The 26,800-nt window shown below is 30.3% G+C and carries 22 protein-coding genes; 14 read left to right on the top strand and 8 right to left on the bottom strand.

Translation table 11 applies throughout. The features are described from left to right. From QZ306_RS08490 to QZ306_RS08445, 10 genes are all read left to right on the top strand, one after another. Positions 1–1,536: type I restriction-modification system subunit M (locus tag QZ306_RS08490; protein WP_295163036.1), on the top strand; the 1,536-nt coding region annotated here is incomplete at its 5' end. Between the two features lie 125 nt (positions 1,537–1,661). After that, complete coding sequence (gene deoC, locus QZ306_RS08485) at positions 1,662–2,318, top strand: deoxyribose-phosphate aldolase (protein ID WP_295163034.1); 657 nt, start codon at positions 1,662–1,664, stop codon at positions 2,316–2,318. A gap of 4 nt (positions 2,319–2,322) precedes the next feature. Further along, entirely contained in the window at positions 2,323–3,144 is an 822-nt protein-coding gene (locus tag QZ306_RS08480; RefSeq protein WP_295163031.1) for a nucleoside phosphorylase, read from the top strand. 2 nt (positions 3,145–3,146) lie between these two features. Continuing rightward, a complete protein-coding gene (locus tag QZ306_RS08475) occupies positions 3,147–3,935 on the top strand; it encodes a nucleoside phosphorylase (RefSeq protein ID WP_295163029.1) in 789 nt (262 codons plus the stop codon). A gap of 9 nt (positions 3,936–3,944) precedes the next feature. Beyond that, on the top strand, positions 3,945–5,024 hold the full coding sequence (locus QZ306_RS08470) for a BMP family ABC transporter substrate-binding protein (protein WP_295163026.1): 1,080 nt from the start codon (positions 3,945–3,947) through the stop codon (positions 5,022–5,024). A gap of 63 nt (positions 5,025–5,087) precedes the next feature. After that, the gene (locus tag QZ306_RS08465; RefSeq protein ID WP_295163023.1) at positions 5,088–6,164 is read left to right on the top strand and encodes a BMP family ABC transporter substrate-binding protein; all 1,077 of its coding nucleotides are present in this window, start codon (positions 5,088–5,090) and stop codon (positions 6,162–6,164) included. Positions 6,165–6,314: 150 nt separating this feature from the next. Beyond that, positions 6,315–7,850, top strand: coding sequence for an ABC transporter ATP-binding protein (locus QZ306_RS08460; RefSeq protein WP_295163021.1), 1,536 nt, complete (start codon positions 6,315–6,317; stop codon positions 7,848–7,850). A gap of 402 nt (positions 7,851–8,252) precedes the next feature. Continuing rightward, entirely contained in the window at positions 8,253–9,068 is an 816-nt protein-coding gene (locus QZ306_RS08455; RefSeq protein ID WP_295163020.1) for a hypothetical protein, read from the top strand. Positions 9,069–9,101: 33 nt separating this feature from the next. Beyond that, on the top strand, positions 9,102–10,214 hold the full coding sequence (locus QZ306_RS08450) for an ABC transporter permease (protein WP_295163018.1): 1,113 nt from the start codon (positions 9,102–9,104) through the stop codon (positions 10,212–10,214). Positions 10,215–10,245: 31 nt separating this feature from the next. Then, complete coding sequence (locus QZ306_RS08445; protein ID WP_295163015.1) at positions 10,246–11,199, top strand: ABC transporter permease; 954 nt, start codon at positions 10,246–10,248, stop codon at positions 11,197–11,199. Positions 11,200–11,348: 149 nt separating this feature from the next. Here the strand turns inward: QZ306_RS08445 and QZ306_RS08440 are convergent, their stop codons facing one another. Then, positions 11,349–13,130, bottom strand: a complete 1,782-nt coding sequence (locus tag QZ306_RS08440) for a glycosyltransferase (protein ID WP_295163014.1) — start codon at positions 13,128–13,130, stop codon at positions 11,349–11,351. Positions 13,131–13,468: 338 nt separating this feature from the next. Here QZ306_RS08440 and pfkB point away from each other — a divergent pair, with 338 nt between their 5' ends. Both pfkB and QZ306_RS08430 read left to right on the top strand, forming a co-directional pair. Next, positions 13,469–14,395 (top strand): 1-phosphofructokinase, encoded by a 927-nt coding sequence (gene pfkB / locus QZ306_RS08435; protein WP_295163012.1) that lies wholly within the window; start codon positions 13,469–13,471, stop codon positions 14,393–14,395. Between the two features lie 288 nt (positions 14,396–14,683). Further along, positions 14,684–15,208 (top strand): hypothetical protein, encoded by a 525-nt coding sequence (locus tag QZ306_RS08430; protein WP_295163010.1) that lies wholly within the window; start codon positions 14,684–14,686, stop codon positions 15,206–15,208. Between the two features lie 2 nt (positions 15,209–15,210). Here the strand turns inward: QZ306_RS08430 and ruvC are convergent, their stop codons facing one another. Both ruvC and QZ306_RS08420 read right to left on the bottom strand, forming a co-directional pair. Then, entirely contained in the window at positions 15,211–15,684 is a 474-nt protein-coding gene (gene ruvC, locus QZ306_RS08425) for a crossover junction endodeoxyribonuclease RuvC (RefSeq protein WP_295163008.1), read from the bottom strand. A 345-nt stretch (positions 15,685–16,029) separates the two neighbouring features. After that, positions 16,030–16,773 carry a YebC/PmpR family DNA-binding transcriptional regulator gene (locus tag QZ306_RS08420; RefSeq protein WP_295163006.1) on the bottom strand — a complete coding sequence of 248 codons (744 nt, stop codon included), beginning with the start codon at positions 16,771–16,773 and terminating at the stop codon, positions 16,030–16,032. A gap of 328 nt (positions 16,774–17,101) precedes the next feature. Here QZ306_RS08420 and QZ306_RS08415 point away from each other — a divergent pair, with 328 nt between their 5' ends. Next, positions 17,102–20,839, top strand: a complete 3,738-nt coding sequence (locus QZ306_RS08415; RefSeq protein ID WP_295163003.1) for a DUF2723 domain-containing protein — start codon at positions 17,102–17,104, stop codon at positions 20,837–20,839. 61 nt (positions 20,840–20,900) lie between these two features. Here QZ306_RS08415 and QZ306_RS08410 read toward each other — a convergent pair whose 3' ends face one another. Genes QZ306_RS08410 through QZ306_RS08400 form a run of 3 tightly spaced genes read right to left on the bottom strand, consistent with a single transcriptional unit; the run spans position 20,901 to position 23,919 of the window. Next, a complete protein-coding gene (locus QZ306_RS08410) occupies positions 20,901–21,575 on the bottom strand; it encodes an SAM-dependent methyltransferase (protein ID WP_295163000.1) in 675 nt (224 codons plus the stop codon). 12 nt (positions 21,576–21,587) lie between these two features. Beyond that, positions 21,588–22,610, bottom strand: a complete 1,023-nt coding sequence (locus QZ306_RS08405; RefSeq protein WP_295162997.1) for an N-acetylmuramoyl-L-alanine amidase — start codon at positions 22,608–22,610, stop codon at positions 21,588–21,590. After that, positions 22,603–23,919: a CHAT domain-containing protein gene (locus QZ306_RS08400; protein WP_295162994.1), complete on the bottom strand. Its 1,317-nt coding sequence runs from the start codon at positions 23,917–23,919 to the stop codon at positions 22,603–22,605. The genes QZ306_RS08405 and QZ306_RS08400 overlap by 8 nt, the downstream gene beginning before the upstream one ends. 418 nt (positions 23,920–24,337) lie before the next feature. On the opposite strand from QZ306_RS08400, the gene rseP reads away from it, so the two are divergent. After that, the gene (gene rseP, locus QZ306_RS08395) at positions 24,338–25,702 is read left to right on the top strand and encodes an RIP metalloprotease RseP (protein WP_295162991.1); all 1,365 of its coding nucleotides are present in this window, start codon (positions 24,338–24,340) and stop codon (positions 25,700–25,702) included. Positions 25,703–25,781: 79 nt separating this feature from the next. Here rseP and QZ306_RS08390 read toward each other — a convergent pair whose 3' ends face one another. Beyond that, positions 25,782–26,249, bottom strand: coding sequence for a zf-HC2 domain-containing protein (locus tag QZ306_RS08390; protein WP_295162988.1), 468 nt, complete (start codon positions 26,247–26,249; stop codon positions 25,782–25,784). Next, positions 26,246–26,797, bottom strand: coding sequence for an RNA polymerase sigma factor (locus tag QZ306_RS08385; RefSeq protein ID WP_300747652.1), 552 nt, complete (start codon positions 26,795–26,797; stop codon positions 26,246–26,248). The genes QZ306_RS08390 and QZ306_RS08385 overlap by 4 nt, the downstream gene beginning before the upstream one ends. Positions 26,798–26,800 lie beyond the last annotated feature (3 nt).

Raw genomic sequence — 26,800 nt, 5'->3', positions numbered from 1 at the left:
TATTTTAAATCTGCTCCTATATCAAAATTGGGATTAAATGAAGATGAAGAGGATAAAGAAAAAATAAAAAAAGCCAGAAAAGACTTTATTGATAATCATAATAAAATGCTTTTATCGGGTACGGTTCAGCCTCTTTCTTTATGGTATATTAAAAATTTAGATAATGTGGAAAGACTGGAAAAAGAAATAAGAAATAAAGTGCATTATGTTATAAAGCCAGAATATTTATGGAGAAATATAAATGAACTTGCAAAAACTCAAAATGAAACTCTTTTAAATACATTAAGAAGCGGTTTTAATCATATTGAAAATGAATCTTTTGAAAGCACATTTAAGGGATTATTTTCTGAAATAAATCTCGATTCCGATAAGCTAGGCAAAAGCTATGCCGAAAGAAATAAGCTTATATGCTCTATTATAACTGAGATTTCAGAGGGACTTTCCCAGTTCTCTAATGAAACGGATCTTTTGGGAGATGCTTATGAATATTTAATATCTCAATTTGCTTCAGGTTCTGGGAAAAAGGCTGGAGAGTTTTATACGCCTCAGCCTGTTTCTACTATTCTTTCGCGCATTGTGGTATTGGATTGTCAGGATCCAAGTAAAGGAAGGAAAAGCAAAATAAAAAATGTTCTTGATTTTGCCTGCGGTTCAGGATCTTTGCTTATTAATGTAAGAAAACAATTTGAAAAACACTCAATAGGTCAGATATACGGACAGGAGAAAAATATAACTACATATAACCTTGCAAGAATGAATATGCTTCTTCATGATTTGAAAGATTCGGAGTTTACTATTTTTCATGGGGATTCATTATTAAATGAATGGAATATTTTAAATGAGATGAATCCTGCAAAAAAGATTCTCTTTGAGGCGGTTGTTGCAAATCCTCCTTTCAGCTACAGATGGCAGCCTAAAGATGAAATGCAGAATGATTTCAGATTTAAAGATTACGGACTTGCCCCTAAGTCTGCGGCGGATTTTGCATTTCTGCTTCATGGATTTCATTTTTTGGATAATGACGGCACTATGGCTATAATACTCCCTCATGGCGTACTGTTCAGAGGCGGAGTTGAAGAAAAAATCAGAACTAAGCTTTTGCAAGACGGAAATATTGACGCTGTTATAGGTCTGCCTTCCAATCTTTTTGCATTTACGGGCATACCTGTATGCATATTGGTGCTTAAAAAATGCAAAAAATTTGATGATGTGCTTATTATAAATGCAGGCGGCGAATTTGAAAAGGGAAAGCGTCAGAATATACTTTTAGACAGACATATTGATAAAATAGTAGATACATATCAGTATAGAAAGGAGGAAGATAAAAAATATTCCCGCAGAGTATCTATGGAGGAAATAGAAAGAAACGGATATAATTTAAATATTTCAAGATATGTAAACACATCTGAGGAAGAGGATATTATAAATATTGATTATGTAATTGAAGAGCTTAATAATATAGAAACTGATATAAAAAATGCCAAGCAAAAGCATAATAGTTTTTTAAAAGAGCTCAGTGTTAAAGAACTTCCTTAAATTGATATTTAATTTTTTAATTCTGTTTAACAGATTATGTTTATATAATTTTATCTTATATATTTATTATAAAATAATTTGACAAATGCAATAAATTTTATATCATATAAAAAAGAGGTACAAAAATGAACAATATCAGTAAATTAATAGATCATACTATTTTAAAGCCTGAAGCTTCGATAGATGATATAAGAAATTTATGCATAGAGGCAAAAGAGTACGGATTTTATTCGGTATGCGTTAATTCAGCTTATGTAAATACAGCTTATAATTTTCTTCTGCATTCGGATGTAAAAATATGCTCCGTTGTGGGATTTCCTCTCGGTGCTATGATGAAGGAAGCAAAGGCCTATGAAGCTAAATTTGCAGTAGACAGCGGAGCCGATGAAATAGATATGGTTATAAATATTGGTTTTTTAAAGAGCGGTAAAATAGATCTTTTTGAAAGGGATATAAAAAAAGTAAGAGATGCCTGCAGGGCAAGTGTTTTAAAAGTAATTATAGAAACCTGTCTTCTTACGGATAAAGAAAAAATACTTGCATGCAAAATAGCTAAGGAATGCGGAGCCGATTTTGTAAAAACTTCAACAGGCTTTTCCTTGAAAGGAGCTTTGGAGCATGATGTAAAGCTTATGAGAGAAACGGTTGGAGATGAAATGGGAGTTAAAGCTTCAGGCGGTATAAAAACTTATGAGGACGCTTTAAAAATGATTGAATCTGGAGCAAGCAGAATAGGAACGAGCAGCGGTATAGCCATAGTAAAAGCTGATAAATTGAGGTAATTTTATGGAACCGAAAGATCCTAAAGCTTTTTATGATGAATATGCTTTTAAAAAAGGCATTCTTGAATATCATATAAAATTAAAAAAAGGAGATGCTGCAAGATATGTTCTTCTTCCTGGAGATCCTAAAAGGGTAGGGTATATTGCAGGTTTTTTGGATAATGCCGAATTAAAGGCTGATTACAGAGAATATGTTACTGCAGCAGGAAAATATAAAGGAATTGATGTTTCGGTTACTTCAACGGGCATAGGAGGACCTTCTGCTTCAATAGCTATGGAGGAGCTTATCAGAGCGGGAGCCGATACTTTTATAAGAGTAGGAACTGCAGGCGGACTTAGCCTTAAAGTAAAACCTAATCATTTAGCAATAGCGCAGGCTGCTGTAAAAGATGAAGGAACTTCAAAAGAATATATACCTTTTGAATATCCTGCTGTAGCTGATATCAATGTAGTATTTGCTTTAAGAGATGCCGCGGAAAAAATAAATGCCGATTATCATATAGGAGTTGTTCACAGCAAAGACTGTTTTTACGGAGAGCTTGAGCCTCAGAACTCATTTTTCAGAGATAAATTTGAAAATAATCTTAAATACTATACATTATGCGGAGCAATAGCCTCCGAGATGGAATGCGCAGCGCTTTTTGCATGTGCTTCTTTAAGAAAGGTCAGAGCAGGAGGAATAATGCATATAGTGGAAAATACTATGATAGAGAGAATGGGTACGCATTTGGAATACAGCGGCAATATAGAAAATATGATATTAACCGCATTGGAAGCTATAGTGATATTAAATGAAAAAGATAAAAATACCAAGAGAGATAATTAAATATGTTTCCTAAAGCCTATTATCAGAAAAATGAAAATTTAGTTCATCATCTCAAAATTAAAAAAGGCGATGTCGGGAGATATGTTATAATGCCTGGCGATCCTAAAAGATGCGTAAAGATAGCTGAAAAGTTTGATAATGCAAAATTAATTGCAGATTACAGAGAATATGCAACATATACAGGATATATAAACGGAGTAAAAGTTTCTGCCGTTTCGCATGGTATAGGAGGTCCTTCAACAGCCATAGCTTTGGAAGAACTTGTAAAAATTGGTGCTGATACTTTTTTACGGGTAGGAACATGCGGCGGTATGAATATGGAAGTTTTGCCGGGAGATATTGTAATAGTTACAGGAGCCGTTAAAGGAGGAGGTACAATGGATAATTATATACCGAAAGAATTTCCCTGCATACCGAATATAGATGTATTAGAGTCTATGATTAAAGGAAGCCAAAAGATAAAAACAAGAACTCATACGGGAATTGTTCAATGCAAAGATGCTTTTTATGCTCAGCATGCTCCTGAAAGTATGGCGGTAGATAAAGAACTTTTATACAAATGGGACAGCTATATAAAGGCGGGCTGTTTAGCTTCTGAGATGGAATCTGCATTGCTTTTTGCTGTGGGCGCTGCTAAAAATGTGAGAACTGGAGCTGCAATGCTTGTCCTTCATAATCAGGAGAGAGTTAAAAATAATATTAACGACAGTAAAGATTATACGGGAGATGAAGCCATAGATTTAATTATAGAATCCGTTAAAATTTTAATAGAAAAAGATAAAAATAATTAGGATAAAATTATGAGCAGAAAAATATTATTATTAAATTTAATATTAATTTCTATTGTTGTGTTTTCCTGCAGCAAAGGCATAAATACAGGCGAAGAATTTGATATAGCTTTATTAATAGATTTAGGTCCCATAGATGATAAATCTTTTAATCAGGGTTCTTGGGAAGGCGTAAGAGACTATGCTGAAAATTACGGCATAAGCTATAAATATTACAGGGTTCCAGATAAAGATATAGATTCTTATCTAAATACTATAGATATTGCAGTTAAAGGAGGCGCTAAGCTTATAGTAACTCCGGGATATATGTTTGAGCCTGCAGTGTATAAAGCGCAGTATATTTATACTAATATTAATTTTATACTGATAGACGGAGAACCTCAGGATGGAACTTATACAGATTATAAAACGGGAGCAAACACTATGGCAATTCTTTATGCCGAAGAAGAGGCGGGTTTTTTGGCTGGGTATTCAATAGTAAAGGAAGGATATACCAATTTAGGAGTTATAGGGGGTGTTGATCTTCCTCCTGTTATAAGATTCGGATACGGATTTGTACAGGGTGCCGATTATGCAGCTGAGGAATTAAAACTGCCTAAAGATTCTGTTAATATAAAATATACTTATGCAGGAAACTTTAATGCAACTTTTGAAAATGAAACGCTTGCTGCTTCTTGGTATCAAAGCGGAGTACAGGTAATATTTGCACCTGCAGGAGGAGCTGGAAATGCCGTTATTAGAGCTGCTGAAAATAATAACGGCTTAGTTATAGGTGTTGATGTTGATCAGAGCTTTGAATCTCTTACAGTTATTACTTCAGCTATGAAAATGATAAGGCAGTCTGTTTATAATACGGTTTCTTCATACTATAAAGATACTTTTAACGGAGGAAAAACCGTTGTATTAGATGCCAGATTAAAAGGTATAGGTCTTCCAATGAAAACATCAAAATTTACCGTATTTACAGAAGATGATTATAATGCAGTATATAATACGCTTGTAAATAAAACTATTAAAGTGCTAAAGGATACAGATGCCGAAACGCCTGAAGAGCTTCCTTTAAATAGAATAAAAGTTGATTATATTAAATAAATATTAATTTAAAGCTTTAATAAAATTAAGCGATAAATATTTCATAAAAAGGAGAATAGCAATATGAAAAGGTTTCTCACTTTAATAATAATCTTTGCAGTTTCTGTTTTAATTATTTCCTGCGGCGGAAGCAATAAATCGAGAGGATATGAACTTGCATTGATTACAGATGTGGGTACTATAGACGACAGATCTTTCAATCAAGGTTCTTGGGAAGGCTTGATGAAGTATGCTAAGGAAAAGGGTATATCTCATAAATATTATCAGCCTTCGCAGAAAACTACGGATGCATATATTGACGCTATAGATTTGGCTGTTGCAGCTGGCGCTAAATTAGTGGTAACTCCCGGTTTTTTGTTTGAGCTTGCAGTATATAAATCTCAGTATACTCACCCTGATGTTAATTTCGTACTTATAGACGGAATTCCTCAGGACGGTACATATACAGATTTTAGAATAGAAAAAAATGTTTATTCCGTACTTTATGCAGAAGAAGAGGCTGGTTTTTTGGCTGGATATTCAATAGTAAAAGAAGGATATACCAATTTAGGCGTTATGGCAGGTATGGCTGTACCAGCTGTTATAAGATTCGGATACGGATTTGTACAGGGTGCTGATTATGCGGCTAAAGAGATGAATATGCCGCAGGGAAGCGTTAAAGTTAATTATACTTATATAGGAAACTTTAATGCAACTCCTGAAAATCAAACGCTTGCTACTTCTTGGTATCAAAGCGGAGTACAGGTAATATTTGCACCTGCAGGAGGAGCTGGAAACTCTGTTATGAGTGCTGCTGAGCAGAATAATGCTTGGGTTATAGGCGTTGATATAGATCAAAGCGCAGAATCGGAAACTGTTATTACTTCTGCCATGAAAATGCTTGTAGATTCTGTTTATAATGCTGCGGACAATTTCTATAAAAATCAATTTCCGGGCGGCCAATCAGTTATACTTGATGCTAAAGTTAATGGCATAGGTCTTCCCATGAATACATCAAAGTTTAAAAAATTTACTCAAAGTGAGTATGATATGATATATAAAAAATTGGCGTACGGAGAAGTTGCTGTTCTTACTGATAAAGATGTTAAAGATGTCAATCAATTATCTTTAGATGCGGTTAGAGTCAATCTTATACAGTAATAAATATAATTAGAGATACCGCATATGTTATATTCGGTATCTCTTTTTTATAAATATTTGATGTTTAAAAATCATTTAATTATATAATAATTCAAAGCTATAAAATGGAATTAATAGAATACTAATAAATTAATAAAATAGGGAGTATTAATGGAAAGTCCTCAGTATGTTGTTGAAATGCTTAATATTACTAAATGCTTTAAGGGAATAACAGCCAATGATAATATCACTATACAATTAAAAAAAGGCGAAATACATGCCTTGCTTGGAGAAAACGGAGCAGGAAAGTCAACTTTAATGAGCGTGCTTTTCGGACTTTATAAGCAGGAAGAGGGTATTGTTAAAGTTAATGGAAGGGAAGTGAATATTTATAACCCTAATACAGCAAATGAACTTGGTATCGGTATGGTGCATCAGCATTTTAAGCTGGTGCATAATTTTACAGCTTTAGAAAATATTATGCTTGGAGTTGAAACCGTTAAACATGGTATGCTTCAGATTGACGATGCAAGAAATAATATAATGGAGCTAAGCAGAATTTACGGGCTTGAAATTTATCCCGATGCGCTTATAAGCGATTTAACTGTAGGTATGCAGCAGAGAGTTGAAATTTTGAAAATGCTTTATAGAAATAATAATATACTTATTTTTGATGAGCCTACAGCGGTGCTTACTCCTAATGAAATTGAAGAGCTTATGAAAATAATGAAATCTTTAGTAAAAGATGGCAAGTCTATACTGTTTATTACGCATAAATTAAATGAGATTAAAGAGGTGGCTGACAGATGTTCTGTTCTGCGCAAGGGAAAATATATAGGCACAATTGATGTTAAAAGCGTTTCTAAAGAAGAGATGTCTGAAATGATGGTTGGAAGGAAGGTTTCTTTAATTGCTGAAAAAACTGATGCTGAGCCTAAAGATATAATACTTTCCGTAAAAGATTTAAATGTTAAATCTCTCCATAATAAAAGTGAAAAAAATGTTGTAAAAAATGTTTCTTTTGATGTTCATGCAGGCGAGATAGTATGCATTGCAGGTATTGACGGAAACGGTCAAAGCGAGCTTATATATGCGCTTACAGGCTTAATAGATATGCAAGGCGGAACCATTACTTTAAATGGAAAAGACATTACTGATTTATCGATAAGAAATAAAACATTAAGCGGTATAGGTCATATTCCAGAGGACAGGCATAAATATGGACTTGTTCTTGATTATACTTTAGCCGAAAATACCATACTTCAGACATACTTTACGGAAAGATTTCAAAAGAACGGATTTTTAAAGTTTAAAGAAATAGAAAGTTATGCCAATGAATTAATAAAAAGGTTTGATATAAGAAGTGCGGAAGGCTCTAAAACTGCCGCAAGAAGTATGTCGGGAGGCAATCAGCAGAAAATAATCATAGCTAGGGAGATAGACAGAAATCCAGACCTGCTTATAGCGGTTCAGCCTACCAGAGGTTTAGATGTCGGAGCTATAGAATATATACATAAAGAATTAATAAGACAGAGAGACATCGGGAAGGCGGTTCTGCTTGTTTCTTTGGAGCTTGATGAGGTAATGAATTTAAGTGATAGGATACTTGTTATATATGAGGGCGAAATAGTGGCTGATTTGATTAATAAAGATTTGACTATAAATGAATTAGGTCTTTATATGTCAGGTTCTAAGAGAAGTGCTTAATTATAAGCAGTGTTAATAGTAGGTATTGAATATTTTTCTGTAAATTGAATTATGAGAAGTAATAAAGATTTTAGTTTTTTGAATGACTATTTTGTCGGATATCTTTTTTCTGATAAATGGAGTGAGGCAATATTGCTGGATTTTATTAATTCAACAATTCCTGACTCTGGTATGAAAACTTTTAGAGACATTAAAATTCTTACACCGTTTAATTATAAAGAGAATTAGGAATAGAAGAATGTAAAAAAGAACAGCAAATATCTATAGCTAGGAATTTAAAAAAAGCAGGAATAGATATAAAAATAATTAGTGATAATACAGGCTTGAGCATAGATGAGGTAGAAAAATTGTTGTAAGTATATAAATGACAGAATATTATTTAAGGAAGATAAAGGAAAGTATATGAAAAGAATTATTTTATTTATTTTAAGATTTAATTTGCTTTTTGCATTTCCGCCTGATGCGGCATATTTTGATGAACTTTTAAGAGATGATGGTAAAATAACAAAAAATACACTTAAAGTTAAAAACCTTGACGGAACTTATTCTGCTGCCGTAATTTATTTCAGCGGTGAGATTACATTAACAGGAGTGCTTGAAAGATCCGATGAGCATGATACTAATAATTCTTTAAGATTTTATCCGGACAATAATATTGACTTGCCTTTTTTATATAGTACATTTTCTCATAAAATAGAAGATTATAAAGAATTTACAAGATTAAATTTTGGAATTTTATTAGATGATAAAAATGTTAATTCACTATTACCAAAACCTTTAAATAAAGCATTTTTAGGAGTATCTGCTGTAAGAGCACAGGCAACAATAAGAAACTATCATTTTTACGGAGAAGGCGAAGCTGGAAGAGAGGCTTACGGAGAACTTCTAAGTTTTAAACTATTAGGAGATATTAAAACAGAGTATTTTACTAAAGATAATTATTATAAAGGAAATGGTGATTATAGTATTCTTCAATATAATTCTAAAGATGATTATGTGAATATAAGAGACAGAGCAAATGGGAAGATAATAGGAAAAATTTTAAAAAACGATATGATTAATAATAAAGGGCTTTTATTATTACTAAATATTTATGGCAGTTTGAGTGATTGGGAAAAAATCTGGATTGAAGTGTATTACTTACCGCCTGATGCTAAAGACGGAAAAGAGGCTATTTATGGTTTTATACATGGTTCTCAAATAAAATTTAATTATTAATATAAAAATGCATTGTTATAAAAGGAGTGCTTAATGGATTTCAAAAACAAATTAGCTGATATTTTAGAGAAAGAAGGATTTGTTAATATATTTTCTTCTTTTCTCGCTGTTATTATAGGCTTGCTTTTAGGGCTTATAATACTTCTTATAAGCAATATCCATGATGCTTTTCCTGCTTTTATAACAATACTTTCAGGAGGATTTTCAGGCGGCGGCAGAGGTATGGGGCAGGTAATCTATACCGCAACGCCTCTTATATTAACAGGGCTTTCTGTAGGATTTGCTTTTAAAAACGGACTTTTTAATATAGGAGCTTCAGGTCAATTTATAGTTGGAGCTTATGCTGCGGTATTGGCTGCCGTAAAATGCACTTTTCTTCCTCCATCTATTCATTGGATTTTTGCCCTGATTGTTTCTTTCATAGCGGGCGGGCTTTGGGCTTATCTGCCTGGTTTTTTGAAAGCGCATTTTAATGTTAATGAAGTTATTTCAAGCATTATGATGAATTATATAGGAATGTATTTAGTAAATTATTTAGTTACGCTTACCGTTTATGATATGCTTAAAAATCAATCTCAGAATATACCTCCTTCCGCTATGATTCCTGTAATGGGGCTTAATATTGTTTTTAAAGGATCAAGCGCAAACGGAGGATTTTTTATAGCTTTGACAGCCGTAATTATAGTATATATAATACTTAAAAAAACTACATTCGGATTTGAGCTTAAGGCATGCGGATTTAATAAGGATGCAAGCAAGTATGCGGGTATAAACGAAAAAAGAAATATTATACTTTCTATGGTTATAGCGGGAGCTTTGGCAGGACTTGGCGGAGGGCTTTTATATCTTTCAGGAGCAGGCAAGCATATAGAAGTTGTTGATATACTTGCAGAGGAAGGTTTTATGGGAATACCTATAGCATTGCTTGGGATTTCAAATCCTATAGGAATATTAATTGCAGGGCTTTTTATAGCTTATATTAAGGTAGGGGGATTTTATATGCAGATATATGATTTTACTCCTGAAATTATAGAAATGATTATATCAGCTATAATATATTTCAGTGCTTTTTCTTTGCTTTTTAAATCTATTGCAGGATTCGTATATAAAAAACTCGGCAAAGAAGAAAATAATGCCAATGATTAATTATTAAATAAATAATTAAGAGGAGATTTTAATGTATACAATTTATTTTTTAGTTCAGCAGACTATGTTTTTTTCTATTCCTCTTTTACTTGCTGCATTAGGAGGTATGTTTTCCGAGAGAAGCGGAGTTGTTAATATAGCGCTTGAAGGAATAATGATAATAGGCGCTTTTGCTGGAATATTTTTTATAAGCAGATTAGGTGCTAATTTCCACCCTATGATTACATTGATTATTGCTATGATTATATCTGCTTTATCTGGATTAATATTTTCTCTTCTTCATGCCTATGCTGCTATTAGTATGAGCGCAGATCAGGTTATAAGCGGAACTGCTTTAAATATATTTGCACCAGCTTTTGCAATATATGTTACAAGAGCAATTCAAACCGTTCAGCAAATAAGCTTTGTTAATAATTTCAGAATAGAGTCTGTGCCCGTACTTGGAAGCATACCCATAATAGGCGGATTATTTTTTAAAAATACTTATATAACAACATATATAGGCTTTATCATACTTGCATTATCTTGGTTTCTTCTCTATAAAACCAGATTTGGTCTCAGGCTTAGAAGCTGCGGAGAACATCCTCAGGCTGCAGATTCTGTAGGCATTAATGTTTATAAAATGCGCTATATAGGGGTTGCTTTATCAGGAGCTTTAGGAGGCTTGGGAGGTCTTGTATTTGTTATTCCCACTTCCACAAATTTTAATGCCACAGTTGCAGGCTATGGTTTTTTAGCCTTGGCTGTATTAATATTCGGACAATGGAAGCCTGTAAAAATACTATATGCTGCGTTTTTCTTCGGTCTTATGAAAACTTTAGCCTCCGCTTATTCTGGAATACCTATACTTGCAAATCTGCCTGTATCAAATAATATATATAAAATGATACCTTATATTACAACTATAGTGGTTCTTGCTTTTACTTCTAAAAATTCACAGGCTCCGAAAGCATCGGGAATTCCTTATGATAAAAGCGCCAGATAGTATATAGTGTTTAACTTTATATATGGTATTATATAATACTTTAATTGAAAGTTTATTTGTATTATCCTGCATATTACTGTTATTCTAAAATAGAATACTAAATATTATTGTGTATAATTAAAAAAAATAAGTCAGAGAGATTTTAATTATTATTTTCTGATAAGTCCTTTTATAAAGAAAATGCCGTAAGTTAAATGCGATAAAAATATTCCAACAGCTTTGCAGAAGCCCTTCACTATAGATAATGTGCTTATCCAGCCTAAAATCAGGCATAAAATATAAAGACTATGAGGAAGCATAAGTAAAGCTGAGAATATATTTTTATTTATATCAGTAAAACAGATATTTAATATTTTAGGCAGGTCAAAATATAATGCAAAAGGCATAAATATTGTATATATCAAAAATACTGACGGTATAAAGTATGACAGGCTCAAAGAGTTGCCTCCGAATCTTTTTACAAAATACCCTCTATGCCAAGCATATCCTTTTAATTGCTTAAAATGACCGAAAAATAAATCTCTTCTATGATGATAAACTAAAGCCTCAGGAGTATATAATATTTTTTCATTTGCTTTTATAATATTATTGCAAAGAATAGTATCTTCGCCCGGGTAATATTCACTTTTAAATCCTCCTACCCTATAATAAAGCTCTCTTGTAATAATAAAATTGCAGCTTGGATAATCATTAACATACTGTACTTTATCGGGTATATATCTGGCTTTGTGCTTTCCGCTCATTAATGAAGAACTGTAAATAAGACCGCTTATTTGTTTTGAAAAATTATCTTTAGAAGAACTTACGGCAGGTCCTCCCAAAGCATTTATTTTTACGCTTTCCATTGCCCGCAAAGCATTTAAAAGCCAGTCTTTTTCAGGATAAGTATCATCATCTAAAAATGCCAATATGCTTCCTTTTGAATGCTCTGTTCCTATAGCTCTTTTTACAGCAGGGGGAAACTCTCCAGTTTCTATTATTTTTATTCTGCTGTCTTTAAATAATTCTATATTAATCTCTTCATCTGAATATTTATCGGGAAGTATTATCAATTCAAAGTTGGAATATATTTGTTCAAGTATGTACTCCGTCTCTTCTTTTATATAATCATTAATTTTTTTTAAAGGTATTATAATGCTTACCAGAGGTCTTTTATTTAATTCATCAAATAAATTATTATAAAAATGAACTATATTGAGTCTGTAAAATATAGCCAAAGTATCAATAAATGTTCTCCAAAGTATGGAAAACTTAATAAATCCGAAATGTCTGTTGGGATTAACTATAACTGGTGCGGATACTATTTTTTTATTATTATAATTGCATGCAGCCAATACTTCCAAATCATAAGCGAATGCTTTTACTAATATTCTCGGAAAAATATTTATAACGGCATCTCGTTTAAATAATTTTAATCCCGTTTGAGTATCCTGTATAGGAAGATGAAAAAATATCTTTACAAACATAAAATATATAAAAGAAATAAGCTTTCTTATATTGGAATAATTAACTATTGAATCTTTATGTCTTTTAGAGCCTATAACAATATCGGCATTTTCTTTCTGCATAATATGAAAAAAGTTTTCAAGCTGAGAAGGATCTATTTCCATGTCGCCGTCGCAGAATATAATATATTCTCCGTTAGAAATCTCGCATGCCCTTTTTAAAGCATGTCCTTTTCCATGATTTTCTCTTGCATAAACTCCTGTTATATTTTTTAAGTTTGCGTATGCATTATTATTTTTAAGTTTTAAGCATATATTTTTTATCTCTTCTTTTGAGTTATCAGAACTTCCGTCATCTGAGATTATTATCTCAAAATTCATTAAAAACGGTGAAACTTTATTTATAAGAATATTAATATTTTTTTCTATCGTATTTTCTATATTGTATACAGGAACTAATATAGATACTAATTCTTTAATTATCATAATTTACAACTTTTCAATATTTGTTTTATATTACTGAATTTTATCTATTATATAAAAATAGATTAATTTGTCAATTACATATAAAGCCGTCATTAAGTTTGAGGAATTATAATTTTTTATTAGCAATAATAAGAAATTATAATTTCTTATTATTGCTAATAAAAATTGTTCGCTTAAAGTTTCTGTCATTCTTGCGAATGCCAGAAGCTCGCAATTTTTATAATTTAATCTTAATAATATTAAAAATTATAATATTCAGAGTTTTTATTACATTTAATATTTTATTTTTTTGTATATACGCTATAATATAAAAATAAGCAAAAATAAAGGAGTTTTTAATGATTTATACTTTAACACTAAATCCTGCTGTAGATTATTATATGGATATGAATAGATATGAAGAAGGAGAATTAAATAAAGTAAATAATTCATATACTTTAGCAGGAGGAAAAGGAATAAATGTTTCTAAAGTATTAAAAAATTTCGCAATAGAATCCATTGCTTTAGGATTTTGCGGAGGCTTCACAGGAGAATATATAAAAGCAGATTTAAAAAAGTACGGAATTAAAGAGAAATTTATATCTCTTTCTGAGAATACCAGAATAAATGTTAAAATAAAAACAGAAAAAAAAGAAACAGAGATAATGGGAAAATCTCCTAAAATACTTCAGGAGAATATAGATAAATTATTTTCTGTAATAGATACTATTCAGGATAATGATATATTAGTTCTTTCAGGAAGCGTACCTAGTTCTGTAAAAGAAGATATTTATAAAGATATTATACAAAAAACAAAATCAAAAAATAATTTAAAGATAATATTAGATTCCAGAGATAATGCTTTTAAAATAGCAGTAAAAGAGAATGTTTTTATTACTAAGCCTAATAGAAAAGAATTATCAGAATATTTCGGAAAGGACATAAGAACTGTTTATGATATAATAATTTATGCAAAAGAATTAGTAAAAGACGGCAGTGAGAATGTTATAGTTTCATTAGGAGAAGACGGTTCTGTTTTAGTAAATAAAGATGAAGCTTATATAGGAAATGCCCCTGAAGGGGAATTAATAAGTTCTGTAGGTGCAGGAGATGCTATGCTGGCAGGTATAGTATATGGTATAAGCAAAAATTTAAGTATAGTAGATTCTTATAAGTATGCAATAGCTTCAGGAACTTCTACTGCTTTAAGCGAGGGACTTACCACATTTGAAAATATGAATAATCTTTTGGATAAAGTGGAAGTTAAAGAGATTAATATAAAATAAGATATTATTATATATTTTAATTAAGCGGAAAGCTTTTTTTAGTTTTCTGCTTATTTTATTTTAATATGTAAACTAAAATTATAAAAAATATATTTATTATTGATTTAAATTAATAAAAGTATCATAATATATAATAGAGAAGTAAACGGAGATGCTTATGAAAAAAATATAGCTATAATTTCTTTTATAGTATATTCTGTATTATATTCAAGATATTATTTAATAGAGCAATGGTATTTAATAGAGAAATCAGCTCCTATAACTGATGAAAAAGATATTTTGGTATTTATGAATAGGCAGGAAGAAAACAGCCTGAATTTCAATACTCTGATGATAAAAATTAATAAAAACTATGTTAATATAAACTTATATACTCCGTCTTTAATTTTTAAAAAAAGGTTTGATGATAATGATAAAATAGATATAATTTACAGATTTGATAAAAATGAACTTAGAACATCGGTATTAAATAAATACGGAGAAAATGAATTCTATTCATTAACCAATTTTCAGGATTCAAGCCAGAAAAGTATAATACTGTTAAAGGAGATGCTTTATTATAATACATTTGCTTTAAGGGCAATAGAGAATATAGATAATGCAAAACATACATATACCTATGTTTATGATTTAATTAAATTAAGAGAAGTTTTATTGAATGCAGATTTTTCAGATACAGTATTGGAAAATTATCAGAAAGAACTTGCTTCTGTAATACTTCAAAAACAAGAGAACAAAACAAATATTACGGAAAGTATTAAAACTAATATTTATATGATAGATGATATTAATTATGAAAAGCCTATTATATGATTTTATTTGAAAATTCTGTTTCTTGAAGCATGCGCTAATGCGATAGCTACGGCATCGGCTGTATCATCTTGAATAATTTTAGATCCTGTAAAAATATTAACCATTTTCATCATAGCATCTTTATCTGCATTTCCGTTTCCAGTTATCTGAGATTTTACTTCTTTTGGTTTATATTCCTCAAACTCTATATTATTTAAAGTCAGCGCTAATATAATAATGCCCCTTGCCTCCGCTACTTTTATCGCTGTTTTAGTATTCTTTGAAAAAAATAATTCTTCTATTGCCGCATTGTTCGGTTTATGTTCTTTTATAAGTTTATCTAATTGATTATATATAAATGAAAGTCTTTGATTATATTTTTGTGTTTTAAAAGTTTCAATGAGTCCTGAATTTACTATTTTGTATGCAGAGTTTTCAGCTTCTATAAAAGCATATCCGCATCTTGCAAATCCAGGGTCTATTCCTAAAGTTATCATATTGCTGCTAATAAAAATTGTTTTATTATTGCTATGCTCGCATCTCACTGACATGCTATAACAACTAAAGTTGTTACAGGTTCGCTACTCACTTTTTTTTGATATTTATTATTTCTATAAATACTCATTATTATTTTATTTCTTTAATCATGTTCTTTTTTATCTGTATAAAAAGAACGAATAAATTAAATAATAATAATTTTTTATTGTTGCTAATAAAAATTGCTTTATTATTATGCCAGCTTCAGCTCACTTATAATATTTAAAAATTGTTATTGATTTGTATCTAATAAGCAACCTTCCAGATACAAATAATTTTTATATTCGGCTTTATAGTATTTAAAACTATTCTTCTATCAAATTATCAGTTATTTCTAAGTTAGTAGCTACAGCGGAAACATCGTCATGATCTTCAAATAAACTAATGATCTTCATAACTTTTTTTGCATCATTTTCAGCTATGGTCATAGTATTATCAGCAATGCGTACTATTTCGGCGCTTTCAGGCTCAATGCCTTTAGCCTTCAAAGCATCAACTATAGATGATAAAGATTCCATAGGCCCAGTAATGGTAAACATATCTTCATCTTGTTCTATATCTTCGGCTCCCGCATCAAGTACTATATCCATTAGGCTTTCTTCCGTATTTCCTTCTGCAGGAATAATAACCACAGCTTTTTTCTTAAACTGCCAAGAAACTGATCCGTTTTCCGCTAAGTTTCCTCCGTTTTTGCTGAATATGGATCTTATTTCAGCAGCTGTTCTGTTTTTATTATCTGTTGCAATATCTACTATAATAGCAACACCGCCCGGAGCATAACCTTCATAAGATATCTCTTCAATATTGGCGCCTTCTCCTGCTCCTGTACCTCTTTTTATGGCTCTGTCTATATTATCATTAGGCATATTAGTACCTTTAGCTTTTACTATAACCATTCTTAATCTGGCATTCTGATCTGGGTCAGGGCTTCCGCCTTCTTTTACTGCTATTGTTATTTCTTTTGCTATTTTTGACCAAATTTTACCTTTTTTTGAATCGTTTGCGGCTTTTTTATGTTTAATACTAGCCCACTTGGAGTGTCCTGACATTTTACACCTCTGTATATTAGATTTTTTATTTATATATTGTCTTTTCATTATAAATATATACTAAAATAAAACTATTGTCAACTTATAATAAAATAATGAAGTATTTAATTATAATGCATAAAAAATAAGAAAAATATATTTTTTAAATTCTTGAATAATAAAAGTTTTTATTATATAATTACTGACTGTAATTGAAACGATACGCAATTTCTTATATAATATAAAGTTATATAAATGAGTATCTGCGCCGTATTCAAGTTTAATTAAGTACATAGTTTTTTTAGTATAATAATTGTAAAAAACAATATTTTTAAATAGGGAGCTGCAAATGTCAAAACTTTCAAATCTTGAAAAAGAGTACATCAAAGCTAATTATAAAAATAAAAGTATTGATGAGTTTGTCAGAAAATTTGAAAAAGACAGAGAGTTAATAGAAGAATATGTTAATAATCTGAATAATAATAAAAAAAATAATAAAAGAGAAAAAAAATCATACAATAACAGAGAAGGCAGAAAAAATATAATTTCTAAACTTTTTTCTAAAGAAACAGATCTTAATCAAGAGCCTATTTATAAAAGATACAAAATAAAACCATATCATATTTCAAAGATAGACGCCGTATTTGCCGCCGCAGCCTTTATTTTTTCATTCTTTCTCTACTTTTTTACATTAACGCCTTCGCTTTCTGCGGGAGACAATGGAGAACTTACAACCGCCGCCTATTTTTTAGGAGTGGGTCATGCACCTGGTTATCCTTTCTATACTTTAATGTCTAAATTATTTACATATATACCTATAGGAAATATTGCTTGGAGAACAAATTTATTTTCAGGAAGCTGCGCTGCTGTTTCAATAATTTTCTTTTATCTTATTATGGTAAAAGTGCTTGGACAAAATAGAATAGAAAGAGGATTTTCTCCTATAGTGCAGATACCAGCGTTAATTTCAAGCATTGCTTTTGCCGTGTCGGATAATATGTGGGCTCAGGCTACTATGGCGGAAGTTTACAGTCTGAATATACTTCAAATAGCATCTATGCTTTTAATACTTGTTTATTGGTTTGAAAATGTATGGAAGCATGCCGACGATGAAATACCTTATTACGGAAATAAATACTTAATGGCTTTTGGTTTCCTTTACGGAGTGGCGCTTGCAAATCACCATGTAACTCTGCCTTTTGCTTTTGCTCCGCTTTTATTTATAGCCGTTGTGCTTCTTTTAGTGCATAAAGACAGATATATAAATCATATAGAAACTTCTTTTATATCAGTATTTGTATTTTTAGTGCTGCTTTTTATAGGCGGATTCGGATATTACAGATTTATCATGAATTATGAGGCTTATTTATATTTTCCTCCAGGTGTTGCATCCAACGATTCAATATTTTCAATAATATTCAAGCCTTTTACTGATATGAATATATTAAGCGATATATTTACGGCACTTGCCAACGGATCTTATTTAAGACCTGATATGATACAGAACCTTAAAGCCCCATTCTATCCTACATTATACAAGGGAATGTTCCTTGTATTCTGGCCTTTATTTTTAGTTGCTGTATGGTGCTTTGTATACAGATATTTGCTATGCAAGATAGATAAGTTTAATAATGATAATGATTTTATAACTGGGATATCTATATCATATTATAAAATGCTTTTAATGCTCTCATTAGGAGTTATGATATATGCCTATATGCCTATAAGGGCAAGAGCGCTGCCTCCTCTTAATTGGGGTCAGTTAAATGAGCCTTCAGGCTGGGAGAATTTAAGCTATTTATTTAGTATGATACATAGAAAACAGTATGGTACTTCAGGAAACGATATCGCCGCAAGCTTCATACTTCATCCTGAGCAGGTATCGGCTTTAATAAATATATTCAAAACTCAATTAACCGCTTTAGGGATTCTCTTCTTAATACCCGGCTTATTTCAAATATTTAAGAAAAATAAGTTTATAGGTATATTTTCAGTATTCGGACTTTTAAGTTTTGCAGTTTCTCTTATGGCATATACTAATCCTCCTCCAAGTGTAAGAACTTTATCATTTGTTGAAGTATTCTTTCTTCCTGCTACTTTGTATATGCTTGTGATAATAGGTTTCGGTATTCAGTGGTACATGGAATATTTCAATACCAATATTAAAAATGTATTAAAGCCCGCTTATGAAGAGATAGCCGATACAAAATTGAAACCCTATCATGCAATATCTCTTATAGCAATATCTGCAATAATGATTCCTATATTTGCCGTAAATCTAAGCAGAAATAATAACTCAAAAGATTTCAGCAATCATGATTATTCATATAATATGATGAACTCGCTTCCAGATAATGCTGTATTTGCCACAGAGGGAGGAGATAATCAGGTATTCGGGCTTGTATATTATACTATGGTTGAAAGAAGAAGACCTGATTTAAAAATATATGATCAAAAGGGCAATGTATTTGAGAGAATATACGGCAACTTGATGAAAACAGACGGAAGATGGCTTGGAGATATAAGCGATGCGGTAGATAAAGATTTTATAGAATCTGGAAGACCGTATTATATGGCTTGGAGAAGGGAAGGACTTTACAGACTTGGGGATTATTACTTTAAAGCTTACGGTCTGGTATTTAAAGTGCAGCCTATAAAATATGCTTTAATAGATGAATTAGAGTTCTTTAAAGTGCTTACCGTTAATGATTATAAAGATATTGCCAAAGAACATTTAAAAAGAGATTATGAAAATAATAAAATTGCAGCCGATTTAAAGGCATTATTAGATGAGGGTTTAATTTCTGCACCGAGAAAAAATATTTATGACGGCAATGAAAAAATAACTTTTATAAAAATGTATGATCTTCCTTTTCCTGAGTTAAAAACAGAAGAGGATTATTGGAGCAGCTATGTTATGCAGGGAACTCCCGAAGAGCTTTCAAATTATGATTTTTTAACCAGAGAGATATTTGTAAGTTCATACTCTCTTGCAAAGATAGATCTTTATAATAGAAGAATAAAAACATATCAGAAATTACTGAATTTTATGGGAAGCGGAAATACAGCTGAAAACGGTATTACCAGAGAACAGGCTAATAAAAAAATAGAAGAGTTTAAGGATTTGAAAAAGCTTGAAGAAGATAAAATGCTTAATATAGGCTTTGACATGTCTAATGTATATTTTGCCGTCGGAAATCAGGCTATTATGGACGGAAATTATGAAAGAGCCGCATTAATGTTTGAAGAGCTTATAAAATTAGAAAAACTTATATACCCCGCTTATTTCAATTTAACCGCTTCTTATGAATATTTAGCGCGTTCTGAAGATACTCCTTATGATAAAGAAGCCGAATATTTAAATAAAGCTAAAGATGTTCTGGCAAAGGCTGAAAAAACTTTTCATAGGGGAAAAGATATGGGAAATACGGCAAGAGAACAGAATCAGACTTATCAGCAGATAAAACAATTTACGGCTAGAATAGATTCTCAGCTTAAAACAACAAGACAGCAGGCGGATAATATAAAAGCTCAGGCTATGAGAGAAGATAATTTTGAAAGCTATTCTTCATATGCAAATTATATATATCAAAACAGACAGGATATAGAAGAAACTTTATGGGCTAAATTAGAGGCTAAAAAGAGGGCAAGGAGCAAAGAGCATTTGCTGGGAGTTAATAAAGATATATCAATACTTTATGCCAATATAGGAGATACAGAAAATGCAATCGGCATATTAAATGATACTTTGAAAATGCCTGATTTAAGCAGAGACGAGAGAAGAGGTTTGGAGTTTGATTTGGCTAATATATACCTCAATAATAAAATGTATGATGAGGCTGTAAGTTCATATTCAAAATACACTAATGATATTACTCAGGACGGAGCATTTGCTTTATATGCCATAGGATATATTTATATTGAACAAAATAAAATTATGGAAGCTTTAAATATTTATAATGACTTTAAAAGAGTAATGTCTCCTTTATCGGCAACTAATGATGTTGTGGCTAATTTAGACAGAGATGTGGAAAACAGAAGACTTCAAATTCTTCAGTATTTAGGTAATATGAATATCGGCAGATAAGTTTAAAATTTATTAATAAAAATACTGCTTATTACAGAATAATGCATATAATTATTGTATTTCAGCTTATAACGAGAACAAATTCTCTTTTTTTATTATCCTGATACTTACCGCATATATTGGATATCTTATCTATGACAATCTCTTCGCTATCATATGTGATATCCAAGCATAAAGCGATTATTTTATGTTTAGAATATACTTTTTTAACGGCATTTAAAACTTTTCCTAACCTATAAGGAGTATCCAATATTATAACAGGTATATTTAATTTTTTAAGATACAGTAATTTTTTTTCTCTCTCTCTGCTTTCACGCGGTAAAAGTCCTGCATAATAAAACTCTTTAAAATTAAAGGGAAGACACATAATAGCTGCCGTAATACTGCTTACGCCTGCAATAGGCTTAACTTTTATATTATTAGAATAACAGTATTCAAGCAAAATTCTTCCGGGATCTTCCAAAACAGGAGTACCGCAATCGCTTATAAGCGTAACTATTTTACAGTTTATAATTTTAGTAATTATTTTTTCTATATCTTCAGGCTTATTTGTATGCTCGCTGAACTCTATTAAATTTTCTCTGTTCTTTTTTATATCAAGTGCTTTAAAAAGCGTAGTAGCCTCTCTGAAACTCTCGGCTAATACAATATCACTTTCAATTAAAACTTCTTTTAATCTTTCCGTATTATCTTTGTAGTTTCCAATATCTCTAGCCGCAATATAAACCGTAACCATATTATAATCCTCTTATTTATTTAATAATCTGTTTGTGTTGTAATTCCAATTTGTGCCTATTATATTATTATTTATAAATATATTTGTGATGAATGCATTTGTAAGGAAGTTATTGGCTTTAGATCTCTCCTCCATTTCATTAATCTTTCTTACTTTAGCATTTAAAGCTCTTATAATGGCATAAGTTTCATTATCGATATTTCCGTCTATTTTATGCTGTCTGAAATGACATTGAAAAGCATAAAGAACTTTTCTTGAATCAAAATCCCAAATATTATTGGTAGGCATGCTGGTATAACCGTATTTTACAAACTCTTCTTTTATATCTGAAATTTTAGCCTTTTTATATTTATTGTCATATAAAAAATTAGTATAGTCATATTCATCATACCATATACCTAAATTATATTCATCATGCAGTCTTTTCCAAGGAAATTTAGGTCCCGGATCTTTTTTTCTATACGGAGCTATATCAGAATGTCCTAATATATTATAAGGTTTTATGCCGTACTTTTCTATAAGATTATTAAGCAGGTATACCACTTTTTCTATCTGACTTTCTTCAAATTCCAAATATTCATCATAAGGCGTAAAAAATAAATTATCTCTCTGCCTCCTGCTCATTCTCATTAATTGGGCTTTTGTATTTGTAATTTTCTCTAAATATCCCAAATTAACTATTTCTATTCCTATGGAAGTATCATTCATACTATGTCTGTTGTCAAACATAGTAACGCCTGCATGCCAAGCCCTTTGATTATCGTCTACCAATTTATATATAGGCTCATTTTCTCTTGTTGTTATTAAATAATGCGATGATACGCCCGGATCTGTAAGCACCTTCAAAGATAAATCATCATCTAAAGCCGTATAATGAAGTATAATATATTTTATCCTCAGATTATAGGCAGGCGATTTATATACTGTGGATACCATAGGAACTTTTTTTCTGGTTCTTATAGGCATGTTATTATTTTTTTTACATGATATAAATGTCATTGCAATGATAAGTATTGCTGTTATAATTTTATACATAAGAAGGAACTCCATTGAATCTATACCGCATAAAGCCTTTATAAAAATCTCTGATTTCCACATAAGCAAAATAATAAGCCTGAGCAGTATTTATTCTTGCATGATTATGAAATAAATTAGCGTAAAAGCTGCAGACAAAATCTATATACATACCGTCAGTCAAAGATCCCAAACCCGATATAACTGTGCTTACTCCCGATTCTAATAAAGATTTCGTTAATTTATTATTATTCTCTTCCATATTGCAGGCATTAATAAAAACAAGTGTAGGAGGATTTTTCAATGCTCCTATATTGTTTAATATATAATCATCGCTTAATTTTATACCGTCTTCATACCCATGCGTTATTATATGTACTATATCATAGCTTTCTAATATTTTTATAAAATCAAGATAATTATGTTCTTTTCTATACACATCTATTATTATATTTTTATGCATATCAGTTAATGATAATAGAGTATCTATTTCATTTTTATCCTCTTTTATATCATCATCAGGTATTGAAATAACCGCCATTTTTTTATTATTTTTTCTGCTGTATGAATGTAGAATATTTGCAGCATTTGTATAAGAAAATATAATCTTTTCTGATATGAACTTTCCTTCATAAGATAGTATATCCCAAGGAATTGCATATGTGTTTTCATCAAGATATAAATATAATATTCTAAATCCTTCAAGAAGATGATCTCTGAAATCTTTTTCAGGTATAAGCATATTCATTAAATAGCTCCCAAGTTCTATATATCTGTCTGCATTATTATTTTCGCTGCTTGAATTTTTTAAAAGATGGAAATACTCTTTATATATGCTTTCATATGCTTTTAAATCAAAATTCTTTTCATATTCTGCAACATAAAGAGATGGATAAGTTTCTATGCCTTTATATTTAAAAATATTATTTTCTATAGAACATGAAAAAAATGTCTGCGATATATTATCATTCAGAACTATTAATCTGTCTTTGAGCTTATAAAATACTTTATTGTCTATTTCATATACTGAAAAATCAGAATATTTTTCTTCAAGTTTATAATATATTCCGCGCCTTCTTTTGTAATGATCATTTATATAAATATCGGCATAATCATCTTTATTTTTCTTATTATACAAATCAATTTCATAATATCCGTATAATTTATTTTTATCATTATCGTATAGAAATACATTTATTAAGGAATTGTTTTTACCCAGATTTTTTAAGATTTTTTTTATAGAAGTATTTTTTAAGGTTATATATTCTCTGTTATGAGATAAAAAATAATCTCTGTTTTGTGTTGCAATATATGATTTATTTATAGTCATTAAAATATAATTTTAAATATTTTATATTAATTAGTTTTTATTATTATATAGTAATTTATCATATAATCAAATAAAAAATTATTTAAAAAATAAGAATTTTTTTATTACTGCTATACCCTTGCTAAGTAGGCACATACTTGGCAAGGGTAAGCATAGAAATAATAAAAGCATTATTAAATAAATAAAATAATAAAATATAGAATAAAAAAGAATTAAAAAATAGAAAATAATAACAGAAAAAAGATCAACAAATAAATCAAATAATAATAATAAAATTAAGTAAAACTATTGTAAATTATAAAAAATAATATAGTATATTTCATTATTTTTAAAAATTATGTTGAAATAAATTTATATGAATTATATACTTATTAGTAATTATTTTTAATAAGTAGGCAATAATTTAGGAGGTTTAAAATTGAGCTGGATAGGTGCGGTTATACTGTTAAGCATATTAGTGTTTGTACATGAAATGGGACACTTACTTGCGGGATTAGCAGTTGGAATAAAGGCGGAAGCTTTTTCTATAGGTTTCGGACCTATACTTTTAAAAAAACAGATTAAAGGAATAGATTTCAGATTTTCTGCAATACCTTTTGGCGGATACTGTAAATTTAAAGGAGAAATATCCGAAGACGGCAATGTAGAGGAGGGAGATTTTTTAAATATGCCTCCTATTAAAAGAATAATAGTTTATTTTGCTGGTCCTTTTTTTAACTATTTATTTGCATTCTTTCTTATTGCAATATTATTATCCATTCCTTCAAAAATAGATCTATATTCTCCAACAGTATCGGTATTTAAAGACGGCAAATATATGCATTCTAAATCGGGAATAACATTAGCTTATGAATACGGGATACAAAGCGGGGATACTATCACAGCTGTAAACGGAATAGAGACGGAATATGATAATGATATATTAAAAACTATAAATGATGAGGCATTGCAAAAGGCAGCTGAAGAAATTGTATTTACAATAAACAGAAACGGAGAAATTATAAATATAACACTGCCTTCTTCCGAAATGCTTAAAGCCTTAAGCGGAGAGAGGGCATTGGGATTGTATTTCGGAGATGAGCTTATAATTAAAAATATTATTGACAATTCTGCTGCTTTTGAGGCTGGTCTTTTAGAAGGAGATAAAATAATATCTATAAATGGAATATCTGCAGGAAATATAGCCGATTTCAGACCTATAGTTATGGATAATCCTTCTAAGAAAATCAATATAACTGTTATAAGAGATGGAAAAGAGATTACAAGGGAAGCTATACCGAGCCCCATATACTCAAAATCTGCGGGTACTTATGGAAGTTTAGGGGTAGAATTTGAAAACATACCTGTAAAAGTTGAAACAGTTCAGGGCATACCTTTTCCTAAATCGATACCTGAGGCTTTCAAAGAAACAGGAAATTATATAATATCATATATAAACGGATTAAAGCTTCTTTTTACAGGAAAATTATCGCTTAGGGAAAATCTAGGGGGACCTGTAAGAATAATACAGATTTCTTCCCAGGTTATTTCAGTTGATATGGAATACAGATTAAGAACAATACTTTCATTTACAGCCACTATAAGTTTAATATTGTTTTTAATGAATCTGCTTCCTCTCCCTGTTGTAGACGGAGGCATGATAGTTTTTTCATTTATAGAACTTATTATGAGACGGTCTATAAACAGAAAAGTTTTAACAAAAATACAGGCTATAGGAGCGGCATTTCTGATAACGCTTGCAATATTTATTACTATAAATGATATAACGCAGTTATTCAGATAAAAATTGCTATACCTATTTTAATCTGAAGATATTTTATTATCTTAAAACTGTTAAGACGCCCGTAATTTTTTAATAAATACTATTTTGCTGTATAATAAATATAAGCCGACATTATTTCTATTTCCTCAGAATATTCTTCGGAATTATCATTGTTATAACTGAAATAGCTTGATAAAGGTGTATAATTATTGTTATTCTCTGATAATTTAGAATCTTTATTATTTAAATCAGAAGATACTAATTTAGCATTATTATTAATATTATTGTTTAGATTATTATATACAGCATATATTCCTGCAAATATTATTAAAGAGGCTGCTGCAGATGCCGTATAAGCAATTAATTTTTTAGTATTGAATATGCTTTTCTTATTAATCGGCTTTATTCCAAGAATTATAGATGACATAGAATTAATTTCATATTTAAACTCCCTGCATGATTTGCAAGAAGATAAATGTTTTTCCATTTCGGAGATTTCATCTGCATTTAAATCATCATCTTTATATCTGCTTATAAGCATTTCATAATATTCATGATTATTTTTCATAAACTCACCCCCATTTTTTTCATAATAGAAAGAAGTTTTTTTCTTGCTCTGAATATTCTGGTTCTGACAGTATTAATAGGCAAATCTAGTTTTTCAGATATTTCATCGTATGAATAATTTTCATATTCTGTCATAATCAGAGGAATACGGAAATCATCTTCTAATTTTGAAAGAGCCTGAGCCAATATAATTTTATTTATGCTGTTTTCATTTTCCGATTCCTGTATTTCAGAGTTTCTATATTCTTTTAATCTGTATTTTTTTTCTCTCTCTTTTTTTCTTATATGATCTACCGCTTTGTTAAAAGAAACCCTGTAAAGCCAAGTATATATTTTACTTCTTCCCTCAAAACTTTCCCTTTTTATGTAGAAACTTACAAAAGTATCCTGCACAATTTCTTCTGCTTCATCTTTATTGCAAATAATAGAGTAAACTAAATTAAACAGAGGCTTTTTATATATTTGTATAAGTTTTTTATAAGCCTCTTCATCTCCTCTTTTGAAAGCTTCCAGATTATCTTCATAAGACATAATTTCAGCACCAAACATAAT

It is taken from the genome of uncultured Brachyspira sp. (assembly GCF_910588665.1).
In the GTDB taxonomy this organism is placed as follows: domain Bacteria; phylum Spirochaetota; class Brachyspiria; order Brachyspirales; family Brachyspiraceae; genus Brachyspira.
The sequence above is the reverse complement of the archived record's forward strand: the minus strand, read 5'-3'. Positions and strand labels throughout refer to the sequence as shown.

What these genes read in the sequence shown, in the direction of transcription:
- deoC (WP_295163034.1), top strand. Translation starts at nt 1,662, where the DNA reads ATGAACAATATCAGTAAATTAATAGATCATACTATTTTAAAGCCTGAA.
- QZ306_RS08480 (WP_295163031.1), top strand. Translation starts at nt 2,323, where the DNA reads ATGGAACCGAAAGATCCTAAAGCTTTTTATGATGAATATGCTTTTAAA.
- QZ306_RS08475 (WP_295163029.1), top strand. Translation starts at nt 3,147, where the DNA reads ATGTTTCCTAAAGCCTATTATCAGAAAAATGAAAATTTAGTTCATCAT.
- QZ306_RS08470 (WP_295163026.1), top strand. Translation starts at nt 3,945, where the DNA reads ATGAGCAGAAAAATATTATTATTAAATTTAATATTAATTTCTATTGTT.
- QZ306_RS08465 (WP_295163023.1), top strand. Translation starts at nt 5,088, where the DNA reads ATGAAAAGGTTTCTCACTTTAATAATAATCTTTGCAGTTTCTGTTTTA.
- QZ306_RS08460 (WP_295163021.1), top strand. Translation starts at nt 6,315, where the DNA reads ATGGAAAGTCCTCAGTATGTTGTTGAAATGCTTAATATTACTAAATGC.
- QZ306_RS08455 (WP_295163020.1), top strand. Translation starts at nt 8,253, where the DNA reads ATGAAAAGAATTATTTTATTTATTTTAAGATTTAATTTGCTTTTTGCA.
- QZ306_RS08450 (WP_295163018.1), top strand. Translation starts at nt 9,102, where the DNA reads ATGGATTTCAAAAACAAATTAGCTGATATTTTAGAGAAAGAAGGATTT.
- QZ306_RS08445 (WP_295163015.1), top strand. Translation starts at nt 10,246, where the DNA reads ATGTATACAATTTATTTTTTAGTTCAGCAGACTATGTTTTTTTCTATT.
- QZ306_RS08440 (WP_295163014.1), bottom strand. Translation starts at nt 13,130, where the DNA reads ATGATAATTAAAGAATTAGTATCTATATTAGTTCCTGTATACAATATA.
- pfkB (WP_295163012.1), top strand. Translation starts at nt 13,469, where the DNA reads ATGATTTATACTTTAACACTAAATCCTGCTGTAGATTATTATATGGAT.
- QZ306_RS08430 (WP_295163010.1), top strand. Translation starts at nt 14,684, where the DNA reads ATGAATAGGCAGGAAGAAAACAGCCTGAATTTCAATACTCTGATGATA.
- ruvC (WP_295163008.1), bottom strand. Translation starts at nt 15,684, where the DNA reads ATGATAACTTTAGGAATAGACCCTGGATTTGCAAGATGCGGATATGCT.
- QZ306_RS08420 (WP_295163006.1), bottom strand. Translation starts at nt 16,773, where the DNA reads ATGTCAGGACACTCCAAGTGGGCTAGTATTAAACATAAAAAAGCCGCA.
- QZ306_RS08415 (WP_295163003.1), top strand. Translation starts at nt 17,102, where the DNA reads ATGTCAAAACTTTCAAATCTTGAAAAAGAGTACATCAAAGCTAATTAT.
- QZ306_RS08410 (WP_295163000.1), bottom strand. Translation starts at nt 21,575, where the DNA reads ATGGTTACGGTTTATATTGCGGCTAGAGATATTGGAAACTACAAAGAT.
- QZ306_RS08405 (WP_295162997.1), bottom strand. Translation starts at nt 22,610, where the DNA reads ATGTATAAAATTATAACAGCAATACTTATCATTGCAATGACATTTATA.
- QZ306_RS08400 (WP_295162994.1), bottom strand. Translation starts at nt 23,919, where the DNA reads ATGACTATAAATAAATCATATATTGCAACACAAAACAGAGATTATTTT.
- QZ306_RS08390 (WP_295162988.1), bottom strand. Translation starts at nt 26,249, where the DNA reads ATGAAAAATAATCATGAATATTATGAAATGCTTATAAGCAGATATAAA.
- QZ306_RS08385 (WP_300747652.1), bottom strand. Translation starts at nt 26,797, where the DNA reads ATGTTTGGTGCTGAAATTATGTCTTATGAAGATAATCTGGAAGCTTTC.